We start from the raw sequence: 12261 nt of genomic DNA, 5'->3' as shown, positions 1-12261 counted from the left end.
ACAGTTGACGTGTTATCAGAATTTATGAGGTTTTATGGCGCTTTTGAAGCAGCATCGGCATGCTCAGCACTGCAATAATTAAGTTCGCCTCGCACCACCACTTCTGAGGCAGGGAAATACACCTGGCAGTGAGCGCAACTGAGCATTGTTTCAGCCTCCTTTGCGTTGGTACTCGAAGTGAACTGTTCATCCGCCCATTGATTGCTATTGGGTCGTGCAGATTCGCTAGGGCGATTCGCCGGCGGAATATTCGAACGAAAATTTTTTCGTAAGGCCAGATAAACTAATACCGCCAATCCTAGCCACAAGAGTAACTTCATAATATGCCCCGATGTAACACAACTTCCATCACGAAGCGACTACCGACATACGCAAGTAACAGGCTTAAAAAGCCAAACAAGGTAATCCGCAACACTGCTTTGCCACGCCACCCTCGCCATTGACGTCCCACTAACAAAACCGCAAACAGCAACCAGGACAGTAGCGACAAGACTGTTTTGTGATCCCATTTAAATGCCACGCCAAGAAATTGTTCAGAAAAAATCACTCCGGAAAGCACAGTCAAGCTGAGCAAAATAAAGCCCAAAGTTACCAGCAGAAATAAGATATGTTCCATTTTCAATAGCGCGGGTAAACGATCAAGCGCCTTTTCCAACCAAGATTGCACAGGCTTACCACGCATACGATGAAGGTGCAGATCTTGAACATACATAATCAATGCATGGAAAGCAGCGATAGTTAAGGTGCTATAGGCTAACAAAGCGACCCCGACATGCCAGGGAAACATCGAAGGCTTGTTCCCTAAATGAACCAAGCTACCAGGAAATAGAAGTGGTAATAATGCGGTAATCGCTGCCTGTGGCAAAATCAGAACACGCAAACCATCTAAAGAAAAATTCCGATTCTCGACTAAATAAACTAAGATCGAGACCCAAATTGCCGCAGACCACATAATGGCAAAGCCGATTCGTAAAGCATTTTCGGCATAGATACTCATACCCAAAGCTAAACCATGCACACACCAGGCTAGTACGGTTAAGGACATCGCCAACGCTTTACGACGATCGGGAATAAATGGGCAGATCACATATAAGAGCGCTGCCGCGATAGATAAATAAATTAGCATGACTGAAGTTTACACTATGTTGAGCTTATTTTTTTCCTGATTGCTAAGGCACATTCTTCGCTTTTCCCGTTTGGCAGCTTGGTGTCTGATGAACTAGCGAGTTTGTCGCAATGACGATCTTCGACTTTGCGCCATCGCAAAGAGTTCATCAAACCTGCTTCAAGCCACCTAAATCAAATTAAATCAAACCAATTACCGCAATGATTAACGCAAATAAGTACCAAACGTCTTCAAGCATAAAGGCTAAAACATCCTTTACGGAAACTATATCAGCTGCAATTACAACATGCTTGGTTCTAACTGCAAAAAGCTTGTCGGATTCACTTGACTAAGAAAGATCGCTTCTAGATACTGCGAAGCACTCAAGAACCGGGCTGTAAAGTAAAGATAGCCTTGGATATAATGGGTAGTTTAAAAACATGTAGCCTTTTTTGCAGGAATTAAAATGAAAAAATCACTTTTCGCTTTAGCCGCACTCACTCTCACCGGCGGCTTTGCGCAAGCCGATGAAGGTATGTGGATGCCGCAACAGTTACCACAAATAACTAAACAACTCAAAGCAGCGGGTCTTAAATTAGATCCAAAATCCTTAACTAAGTTGACCGAATTCCCTATGGGTGCGATTGTCAGCTTGGGTGGTTGCTCTGCTTCATTTGTTTCCCCTCAAGGCTTGGTTGCAACCAATCACCACTGCGTCTATGACAGCGTGGCACGCAATTCAACACCAGAACGTGACTTGCTGGCGAATGGTTTCCTTGCAAAAACTTTGGCAGAAGAATTACCAGCTGGTCCAGGCTCACGCATTTTCGTCACGACAGAAGTGACCAATGTTAGCGATAAAGTGATCACCGCAGACGTCGCCAAACTGGTTGGCAAAGCACGCGTTGACGCGATTGAAAAAAATCAAAAAACCATGGTCGCTGCTTGTGAAAAAGAAGCTGGCTATCGTTGCAGCATTCCTACTTTTTACGGTGGCTTGGAATTCTATCTGATTAAACAGATGGAAATTAAAGACGTACGTTTGGTACACGCACCAGCCGAAGGCGTTGGTAAATTTGGTGGTGACACCGATAACTGGATGTGGCCACGTCACACTGGTGATTACGGCTTCTACCGCGCTTACGTCAGCAAAGACGGCAAGCCAGCAGAATTTAGCAAAGACAATGTCCCTTACGTTCCTAAGCACGTATTGAAATTAGCAAAAGATGGCTTGAAAGAAGGCGATTTCGTCATGGTATTGGGCTATCCTGGCCGTACTAATCGTCATCGTTTGCCAACAGAAATTTCTTACACTTTTGATTTCGAATATCCCAATTTCGTCAAAAATTCTGCGGAAACATTAGCGATTATCGCTGCGGAAACCAAAGACAATAAAGACGCAAGCCTGAAATATGCAGGCATGGTTGCAGGCATCAATAACTATTACAAAAACCGTCAAGGTATGTTGGATAGCTATGCAGGTAGCGATATTTTGGAACGCAAAACCAAAGAACACGCTGATTTGAAAGCTTGGGTCAATTCCAATCCTAAGACCAAAGCAGAATATGCAGCCGATATCGAGAAGATTGAAGAAATCTACGCAAAACGCGATGCGACAGCGAAGAAAGAATCTTATTTAGCGTCTTCCTCTCCTCGCTTCTTATCCACTGCACGTACTTTGTATCGCTTGGCGCATGAAAAAACCAAACCAGATGCAGAACGTCGTGCTGGTTTCCAAAATCGTGATCTGCCACGCTTCAAAGCCACGGTTGATGGCGTAGAACGTAGCTACGATGAGAAAGTCGATAAAGCTTTGGTGTTAAACAGCTTAGTCAAGTACGCAGCAGCACCAGCGGCTGAGCGCAATGCCAACTTTGATAATGCGATGGGCATTAAAGACGGCATGAGCAAAGATCAATTAAAAGCCTTGCTGGATCAAATCTATGCTGGTAGCCAATTTGGTGACAAAGCGGTTCGCTCAGCTTGGTTGAATAAATCTGTTGACGAATTCAAAGCAAGCAACGATAGCTTCATCAAGGCAGCTGTAGCGATGTACGACGAGAGCATGAAGCGTGAAGCAGCTGATTTGGAATCCGCGGGTAATTCTCAAAAAGCCTACGCTAGCTACATGAAAGCAAAAATCGCTTACATGAATAGCAAAGGCCAAGCGGTTTATCCAGATGCCAACAGCACTTTGCGTGTGACGTTCGGTAAAGTCGCAAGCCGTCCATTTGGTGCGGATGGCACGACTTGGACTGCATTTACGACAGTCAAAGGTATCACAGCAAAAGCAACTGGCACTGGCGAATTCAATGCGCCAGCCAATCAGTTAGCAGCAATCAAGGCCAAAGACTTCGGTAAATATGTTGACCCGATGTTGAAGACAGTTCCAGTCAATTACTTAGCGACTTTGGATATCACTGGCGGCAATTCAGGTTCAGCGGCTTTGAACTCCAAAGGCGAATTCATTGGCTTGGCATTTGACGGCACTTTAGATTCCATCATTGCTGACTGGGATTACAACAAAGCGTCTAGCCGCTCTATTCAAGTCGATTTGCGCTACATGTTGTGGCAGATGAAACATGTTGATAAAGCAGATAACTTGTTGAAAGAAATGGGCGCGGAATAAGCTGCTCAAATTTAATCAGTAAATTAGCCACGTTGATTAAGTTCAACGTGGCTTTTTTATTTACACAAACACCATGAATGCCGAGGATATACCCATAAAACCCGCTAGACATCTAAGGAAATGCCCTCGTTTCGAGTAAAATACGGGCTGATCTAAATCGGTGTAGCACTTGCTAATCCGGTTGCAAAAAATTCCATGGTGCCGCAACTCTGCATCACTGTTGTTATCAAGTAGAAGACAAATAGAAGGTTTACTATGCTCGACAATCTGACCCAGCGTCTCGCCAAAGTCGTTAAGACCATGCGCGGCGAAGCGCGTTTAACTGAATCGAATACCGCCGAAATGCTGCGCGAAGTACGTATGGCTTTATTAGAAGCCGACGTTGCCTTGCCTGCCGTGCGTGAATTGATCGCCCGCGTCAAAGAAAAAGCGATGGGTGAAGATGTCATCGGTTCTTTAACCCCAGGACAAGCCTTGGTCGGTGTCGTACAAAAAGAACTGGCATCACTGATTGGTGCAGATCTAGGTGAAGGCGCTTCTGAACTGAATTTTGCCACCCAACCGCCAGCAATTATTTTGATGGCAGGCCTGCAAGGTGCGGGTAAAACCACGACCGTTGGTAAGCTCGCTTTATATCTGCGCGAAAAGAAAAAGAAAAAAGTCTTAACCGTCTCCGCCGACGTCTATCGTCCAGCGGCGATTGGTCAGTTAGAAACTGTCACTGCACAAGCAGGTGCCGATTTCTTCCCGACCACCATCAATGACAAACCCGTCGATATCGCTTTAGCTGCGCTCGATTGGGCGAAGAAACATCATCATGAAGTCTTGATTATCGATACCGCAGGTCGTCTCGGTATCGATGAAGCCATGATGCAAGAAATCGCTGCCGTGCATGCAGCGGTGAAACCTATCGAAACCTTGTTCGTGGTCGATGCGATGCTGGGTCAAGATGCGGTCAACACAGCAAAAGCTTTTAACGATGCACTGCCTTTAACCGGTGTAGTTCTTACTAAACTCGATGGTGACTCACGCGGCGGTGCGGCATTGTCCGTGCGTCATGTGACTGGTAAGCCGATTAAGTTTGCCGGTGTTTCTGAAAAGCTGGACGGACTCGAAGCCTTCGACGCCACCCGCATGGCAAATCGTATTCTCGGCATGGGCGATATTCTGGCCTTGGTCGAATCCGCCCAAAAAGGTATGGATGTCGAAGCGGCCAAAGGCCTGGCAGAGAAGATCAAGGTCGGCGGTAAGTTCGACATGAATGACTTCAAAATGCAATTAGGCCAAATGAAGAACATGGGTAGCTTATCGAGTTTAATGGATAAATTACCAGCGCAATTCCAACAAGCCGCCAGTGGCGCCAATATGGATAACGCGGAAAAACAAATGCGTCGCATGGAAGGCATTATCAATTCCATGACACCATTAGAACGCGCAAAACCAGATCTGATCAAAGCCTCACGCAAACGCCGTATCGCCACTGGTGCTGGCGTGCAGATACAAGAAGTCAATCGTATGCTGGCGCAGTTTGACCAAATGCAAAGCATGATGAAAAAACTCAAGGGTGGTGGCATGATGAAAATGATGCGGGGCTTAAAAGGCATGATGCGATAGGCGCCATATAAATCCAATTCTGGGGCGCATTGCGGCGTTGCGCCTCCTCGCAATACTTATGTATTGCTTGCGGGCCGCGCCTTGCACTGCATCCCCATAATTGAATTTCTAAAGCCGCCTATTTACCCCTGATTCCCAATCAACTTATCGACATCCTCGCAATACCAATGTATTGCTGTGCTTGGCGCCTAGCGCGACATCCCTATAATTGAATTTCTGCAAGCAAATCGCTTTGCTTTTTTTTGAATAAAACCAAACCAGCTTTGTTGGGTTTTCCAGAATCGTAGGTTGGTGCGGAACGAAGTGAAGCGCAACATCGCTTAAATAACTTAAGCACTTCAGTAGGGTGCACCGTGCGCACCGCACACATAATCCGAAACTTTGGTACGCTCGGCACACCGTACAAAAAATACGCAGTATGCGTCAGCATAGGTTTTACGTAAGCCCTTCCCCACCATTAAAATTCTGCAAGCAAATCACCCTCGACTTCCATTTCCATCTCCAAATTCCGCTTTAAACACCAGCGCATTTCCCACCTAAATCCCCCTCCTGTTTTTCCTCAATATCTCAATGTCTCTACGTTGAGAAGTTTTGATTTTAGGTTTTTCAAGACCCATTTTCATCCACAACAAACCCATCATTTGCCCCACTCTGCAGAGGAAAAACGACATTTTTCCCTCTGAAAACCACGTCTCGCATGATTTCTCACACTTTTTTCGCAAAAAGCAAAAAAAAACACTTGCATCGCTCTGTAATCGGCACCACTATAAGCACTGCGTGAAATGGCGCATTTTCCAAGACAATTGTGAAGGAGCCTCAATATGGCAACAGCACCAAAAAAAGCAGCAGCTAAGCCTGCCGCGAAAGCAGCAGCGAAACCAGCAGCAGCAAAAAAACCAGTAGCAAAAGCAGCAGCTAAGCCAGCGGCAGCACCACGTAAGCCAAATGCAGCTTTCATGAAGCCTATGACTTTGTCTCCAGTATTGGCAGCCGTAATTGGCGCAGCACCAATGCCACGTACTGAAGTAACAAAAAAAATCTGGGAATACATCAAGAAGCACAAGCTGCAAGACGAAGCAAACAAACGCAATATCAATGCGGATGACAAATTGAAAGCCGTTTTCGGTGGCAAGAAACAAGTCTCCATGTTTGAAATGACGAAACTCATTTCTGGTCATCTGTCCTAATCGGATCTGATTTCCATATTGCTTTGGGCAATGCTTGGGTCGTAAATCTTACTACCCAAATCCCAAACAAAAACGCCCGCATCGCGCGGGCGTTTTTGTTTTTATTAAAGTCACTTGCCGCTTCGCTTTATCGTCCTATGAGAATTCGCCATGACTTCCCGTTCTAGCCAAAATAAATCTGTGCAGAAACCACCATCAAAGAAGAGCGCTGAACTTAGCTCGTCTTCGACAAGCTCGCCATTTCATCCACGCAACCTGCATCAAGGCAAATACGATTTTGAAAAATTAGTTCAAGCCGACAAGACTCCTCAAGAAGAAAATCTGGCGCGCTTTATTCGCGCCAATACGTTTGGGGAAATAAGCATAGACTTTGCTGACGAGAAAGCAGTCAAAGCCTTGAATCGTGCACTGCTTCAACTTCAATATGCTGTCAATTCCTGGAATATCCCCGATGACTATCTATGTCCACCAGTGCCAGGTCGTGCTGATTATATTCATAATCTGGCTGACTTATTAGCCAGCAGCAATCATGGAAAAATGCCTAAAAAGGCCAATATACAAGCGCTTGATATTGGCACTGGAGCGAATGGTATTTATCCCTTAATCGGTGCCGCAAGTTATCAATGGCGATTTATTGCAAGCGATATTAATCCAAATGCCATCGCTAACCTCGATCAGATTTTGCTCGCTAATCCACAGCTAAGCGACAAGATCCAAACACGTTTACAAACAGACCGCAGCGCTTACTTTCGCAACGTGCTTCTCGATGACGAGTGGTTTGATTTCAGTATGTGTAACCCACCCTTTCATCACTCTCTTGCCGATGCTCAGGAAGGTACGCAAAGAAAGTGGAGTAATCTCGGACAATCACAACAATTGAATAAGCTCAATTTTGGTGGGCAAGATGCCGAATTATGGTGCGATGGAGGAGAACTCTCCTTTATTCAAAATATGATTAAAGAGAGCGAGGCATTTTCAAGCCGCTGTTTTTGGTTTACTAGCCTAGTATCAAAAGCGAGTAACTTACCAGCGATCAAGACTGCATTAAAGCAGGCAAAAGTTCAAGCAAGCAAAACGATAGACATGCAACAAGGCCAAAAACAAAGCCGCTTTGTTGCCTGGACTTTTCTCAATCCAGTACAACAAGCGGCTTGGGCAAAATTACGTTGGTAAGCGCATCTCAAATTTCAGCAGGATTTATGAATACTTCATGGAACCTGCGTTTTTTATTCATCGATATCTTTGCTTACGATCTTCTTACCTACTCAGTGAATGTATCACTCGGACTTATTCGCTGCAAACAGTAAAGGTATCCACGCGGTGACCTGCGCTTTGATCCAGTGAATATCTTCATCGGAATTGAATCTTGCATAAGAGAAGAAGTAAATAACCTTGCCCTTGACCATTGTGCTCGTCATACCCAAGGCCATAGGAATCTGTTTGATTTCGCCATTCACCGTTGCCTGCACCAAGGTTTTTGCGACCAAGGAAACATAGCGATCATCACTCAATACTTCAAGAACCTTCATCTCTCCTAATTTCAAATTAAGATCTGTTGCCTGATTAGTTTTACCATCTTTTGTTATACGATCAACTGCGCGATTAATCTCTGACTGCATCAGTGCGGCATGGTCGTCGAACAATTTCTTGTATTGATTCTTCAACTGATCTCGCACCACAGAAAATTCTTGCGCAGTCATGAGGGTATCTTCGGTGGCTCGCAAAGTTTGCACCATGAAGTAGCGGTGCAATTGCGGCGCGGTTTGTGCCAGTAAAGCCTTAACATCGTCATCACTCATAAAAAAACCAAGCAGTCGATTTGTCGAAGCCGTCATGTTCTCGCCAAACTTGCGCACACTCGGGATCATCGGCGAGGGATCTGAATAATTCTTTGGCTCAGGGATAGCAATACGTGTACCGCCGACATTCGCTTCAATATTTTTATCAACGGCATACGCATTGCCGATAGAAAGAACGAGCGTCAACAGTGTCATCAAACGCGCTAAATAGATCGCCATAAAGTATCCCTTATAAAAATCAACATTATAAATTCATTACAGAAGTGCTACTGATAAATTTCAAAGCCCTTGAAAGAACAAATAGTTTGCATCATTTGTCCGCTTCTTCAATCACGGGCTATTCATCAATATCCTTGAAAAAAATGTGCTTATCCATAAATCTTTATCAGCTTTGATGCGCCTCAAAGCATGCTTGAAAACACAGCGTTTATTCACCGCGATTCTGTTGCCATCTTTCCAAAATTGACCGCAGTCAAGGAAAGCAAATCCTTAGCCACCTACACTCAGTGACGTGGGGAAATAACATCCACAACATCAATTAGCAATGACAAATCCCTCAGAAAAGTCAGCGCTTTTTATGATTTACATTCACTAGGGGTTAAACGACATGAACTCATCGTTCACCAAGTCAACCGCCAGAAATATTTTTTATGGCGGCTCTGTATTTTTCTTCCTGTTATTTCTCGGACTCACATTCGATACGATGAATACGCTACCCAAGCGTGATAACAGTGCCAACCTGACTGAATCTGCCATACGTGGCAAGAAGATTTGGGAAACCCGTAACTGCATCGGTTGCCACACTTTGCTTGGCGAAGGTGCGTATTTTGCGCCTGAACTCGGCAATGTTTACAAACGCCGCGGTCCAGAATTTATTAAAGCTTGGATGGCAGCACAGCCAACTGGCGCACCTGGTCGTCGTCAGATGCCGCAGTTCAATTTGAATGAAAAAGAAATGAACGATCTGGTCGAGTTTCTGAAATATAGCTCAGAGATCAATACCAATAACTGGCCGCCAAATATCGAAGGCTAAGAGCGCGACACCTTTCAACGATTCGTGGAGAATTTTATGCAATACAAATCACAGGCCGTCGCGAAGCCCTACTTTATCGCGGCAATTGCCCTGTTCGTTGGCCAAATTCTGTTTGGTCTGATCATGGGTTTGCAATATCTGATTGGTGACTTCTTGTTTCCTCTCATTCCATTTAATGTGGCAAGGATGGTGCATACCAACTTGCTGATCGTTTGGTTACTGTTTGGATTTATGGGCGCAGCGTATTACCTGATCCCTGAAGAATCAGAACGTGAACTACACAGCCCAAAACTGGCAATGTTGATGTTCTGGGTATTTCTGGTCGCAGGTGCTTTGACTGTCGTTGGTTATCTGGCGGTACCTTACGCATCACTCGCCCGATTGACCGGCAATGACCTACTCGAAACCATGGGACGTGAATTCCTCGAGCAACCTTTACCGACCAAAGTTGGCATCGTGATTGTCGCGCTGGTGTTCTTATTTAATATTTCTATGACCGTTTTACGCGGTCGCAAAACTAGTATTAGTCTAGTGATGCTGGCTGGTTTGTGGGGCTTGGCGATTTTCTTCTTATTCTCTTTCTACAATCCTAGCAATCTGGTGAAAGATAAATTCTACTGGTGGTGGGTTGTGCATTTGTGGGTAGAAGGCGTTTGGGAATTGATCCTTGGCGCGATGTTGGCTTTTGTCTTGATTAAAGTTACTGGCGTTGATCGTGAAGTGATCGAAAAATGGTTGTACTCGATTATTGCGATGTCTTTAATCACTGGCATTATCGGTACGGGTCACCATTATTTCTGGATTGGTGCACCTGAATACTGGCAATGGTGGGGTAGTATTTTCTCCGCCTTAGAACCGATTCCATTTTTCATGATGACGGTATTTGCATTCAATATGGTGAATCGTCGCCGTCGTGATCATCCAAACCGTGCCGCAGTATTGTGGGCTTTAGGTACAGGCGTGATGGCTTTCTTGGGTGCAGGTGTTTGGGGCTTCTTACATACTTTGTCGCCAGTGAATTACTACACGCACGGTACGCAAATTACCGCAGCACATGGCCACATGGCTTTCTACGGTGCATATGCGATGGTGGTCATGACGATGATCAGCTACACCATGCCGCTGATGCACGGACGTCAAGCCAATAGCAATAAGGCGCAAGTCGTTGAGATGTGGTCGTTCTGGCTGATGACGGTTTCCATGGTATTTATTACCTTGTTCTTGACCGCTGCCGGGGTCTTGCAAGTTTGGCTGCAACGCGTTGCAACGGCGCCGCTCAGTTTCATGGCAACACAAGATCAGATCGCGATTTTCTATTGGTTGCGCTTAGCTTCTGGCGTCGTGTTTATGATTGGATTGGGTTTATATATCTTTAGCTTCTTTGTTAGTGGAGATAAAGCCGAGAATCCATCTCAGGCTTCATAAGCAGAACAACGCCCGACAAAACATCGTCGGGCGTTTTTAGTTTTGAGCATCGATGTTATTAGGACTTACGCAAAATTGCGCTAGCTAGAGCCTGCCCTCGAATGCCATAGTCGGGGGCGTGTCGCCGAAGACAGTACGACTGTACGGCGAGGCGACAACAACGACGCTAGCGTCTGTTTTGCGTAAGTCCTATATTAGGAAAGTTTTTCATGAACGATTTAAGTCATCAGACATTTCTCGCACCCACTCCAGCGCAAACGGAAATACCGTTTTATCAACCGATTGCGAATGAGTGCGCCTTGTTTGAACTCGCTTATCAACGCCAATTACCATTGTTGATCAAAGGCCCGACGGGCTGTGGCAAGACTCGATTCGTCGCCCACATGGCAGCGAAATTGGCACGCCCTTTAATTACCGTCGCTTGTCATGATGATCTGACTGCAGCGGATCTGGTTGGTCGTCATTTAATTGGTGATGGTGAAACTCTGTGGTCAGATGGCCCACTCACGCGTGCCGTGCGTCAGGGCGGCATTTGCTATCTGGATGAAATCGTCGAAGCGCGCAAAGACACCACCGTGGTATTGCATCCACTCACCGATGACCGACGCATTCTGCCGATTGAACGCACAGGCGAAGAACTCGCTGCCCCGAATGAATTTATGTTGGTCGTGTCGTATAACCCTGGCTATCAAAATTTATTGAAGAATCTCAAACCATCAACCCGTCAACGCTTTTTGGCAATACAGTTTGATTATCCCAATGCCGAATTAGAACAAAGCATTTTGATGAAAGAGGCAGGCATCGATTTGGCATTGGCAACCCGCTTGGTCGATATTGCACGGCGTTTCCGTCAGCTTAAGCAACATGATTTAGATGAAGCCGCCTCAACCCGCTTACTGGTCTATGCCGCGAATTTAATTGCCGCTGGCTGCCCGGTGGTAGAAGCCTGCGCCGCCGCACTGGTCGAGCCTTTGACTGACGATCTTGACACGATCGCAGCTTTAATGGAAGTCGTTAAATTGCACTTCAGTAGTAGCAAATCATCAGGCAAAACGCCATGAAAATTCTAGAACCCACGAAGGAAGAAATTCAAATCGCAAGCACCGCAGCAACACTATATTTGTTGAACATTTTGCTGCTGCCGTTTGCCGCCTTCGTATTGCTGCTGGTACTTTATCAAAAGCAGCGGCACAACGTCTCGACGCTGGTGCAATGCCATCTAATCCAAGCGATGCGCGCCAGTATTTGTGCTGGTTTTATGCTGATCTTAGTCAGCGCTGGCATTTTGCTTTTTGGCGATTGGCAGCATGTGGGTACGTGGATGATTTTAATTTTATACGTCTTATGTGTGCATTCAGTCTTCATCTTGTTCGGGGTCTTTGCGCTAACCAAGGCATTGTCTGGCAAATTGTATTTCTATCCGCTGATAGGACGATCTGCGAGTCAAGGCGGAGAAATAGCTTAAACGA

11 protein-coding genes are annotated in these 12261 nt (G+C 45.6%); 8 read left to right on the top strand and 3 right to left on the bottom strand.

Annotated features, from left to right (window positions below; genetic code table 11):
- Positions 1-32: 32 nt before the first annotated feature.
- Both H8K33_RS09130 and H8K33_RS09125 read right to left on the bottom strand, forming a co-directional pair.
- Positions 33-320: a PP0621 family protein gene (locus H8K33_RS09130; protein WP_186890710.1), complete on the bottom strand. Its 288-nt coding sequence runs from the start codon at positions 318-320 to the stop codon at positions 33-35.
- Positions 317-1126, bottom strand: coding sequence for a cytochrome C assembly family protein (locus tag H8K33_RS09125; protein WP_186890709.1), 810 nt, complete (start codon positions 1124-1126; stop codon positions 317-319). Before H8K33_RS09125 ends, H8K33_RS09130 begins: the two co-directional genes overlap by 4 nt.
- Before the next feature lie 445 nt (positions 1127-1571).
- Between H8K33_RS09125 and H8K33_RS09120 the strand changes: the two genes are divergently transcribed.
- The 4 genes from H8K33_RS09120 (at position 1572) to rlmF (ending at position 7708) form a co-directional block, all read left to right on the top strand.
- Complete coding sequence (locus H8K33_RS09120; protein WP_186890708.1) at positions 1572-3734, top strand: S46 family peptidase; 2163 nt, start codon at positions 1572-1574, stop codon at positions 3732-3734.
- 255 nt (positions 3735-3989) lie between these two features.
- Positions 3990-5348 carry a signal recognition particle protein gene (ffh, locus tag H8K33_RS09115; RefSeq protein ID WP_186890707.1) on the top strand — a complete coding sequence of 453 codons (1359 nt, stop codon included), beginning with the start codon at positions 3990-3992 and terminating at the stop codon, positions 5346-5348.
- An 821-nt stretch (positions 5349-6169) separates the two neighbouring features.
- The gene (locus H8K33_RS09110; protein ID WP_186890706.1) at positions 6170-6535 is read left to right on the top strand and encodes an SWIB/MDM2 domain-containing protein; all 366 of its coding nucleotides are present in this window, start codon (positions 6170-6172) and stop codon (positions 6533-6535) included.
- 150 nt (positions 6536-6685) lie between these two features.
- Entirely contained in the window at positions 6686-7708 is a 1023-nt protein-coding gene (rlmF, locus tag H8K33_RS09105) for a 23S rRNA (adenine(1618)-N(6))-methyltransferase RlmF (RefSeq protein ID WP_186890705.1), read from the top strand.
- A gap of 104 nt (positions 7709-7812) precedes the next feature.
- Here the strand turns inward: rlmF and H8K33_RS09100 are convergent, their stop codons facing one another.
- On the bottom strand, positions 7813-8553 hold the full coding sequence (locus H8K33_RS09100) for a hypothetical protein (protein ID WP_186890704.1): 741 nt from the start codon (positions 8551-8553) through the stop codon (positions 7813-7815).
- A 388-nt stretch (positions 8554-8941) separates the two neighbouring features.
- On the opposite strand from H8K33_RS09100, the gene H8K33_RS09095 reads away from it, so the two are divergent.
- From H8K33_RS09095 to H8K33_RS09080, 4 genes are all read left to right on the top strand, one after another.
- Entirely contained in the window at positions 8942-9367 is a 426-nt protein-coding gene (locus H8K33_RS09095; protein ID WP_186890703.1) for a c-type cytochrome, read from the top strand.
- Positions 9368-9403: 36 nt separating this feature from the next.
- The gene (locus H8K33_RS09090; RefSeq protein WP_186890702.1) at positions 9404-10792 is read left to right on the top strand and encodes a cbb3-type cytochrome c oxidase subunit I; all 1389 of its coding nucleotides are present in this window, start codon (positions 9404-9406) and stop codon (positions 10790-10792) included.
- Between the two features lie 209 nt (positions 10793-11001).
- Positions 11002-11853, top strand: coding sequence for a CbbQ/NirQ/NorQ/GpvN family protein (locus tag H8K33_RS09085; protein ID WP_186890701.1), 852 nt, complete (start codon positions 11002-11004; stop codon positions 11851-11853).
- On the top strand, positions 11850-12257 hold the full coding sequence (locus tag H8K33_RS09080) for a hypothetical protein (RefSeq protein WP_186890700.1): 408 nt from the start codon (positions 11850-11852) through the stop codon (positions 12255-12257). Before H8K33_RS09085 ends, H8K33_RS09080 begins: the two co-directional genes overlap by 4 nt.
- Positions 12258-12261 lie beyond the last annotated feature (4 nt).

The sequence above is a fragment of the Affinundibacterium amnicola genome, from assembly GCF_014284275.1.
Classification (GTDB): domain Bacteria; phylum Pseudomonadota; class Gammaproteobacteria; order Burkholderiales; family Burkholderiaceae_D; genus Undibacterium; species Undibacterium amnicola.
This window is presented reverse-complemented; position numbering and strand designations above follow the sequence as displayed.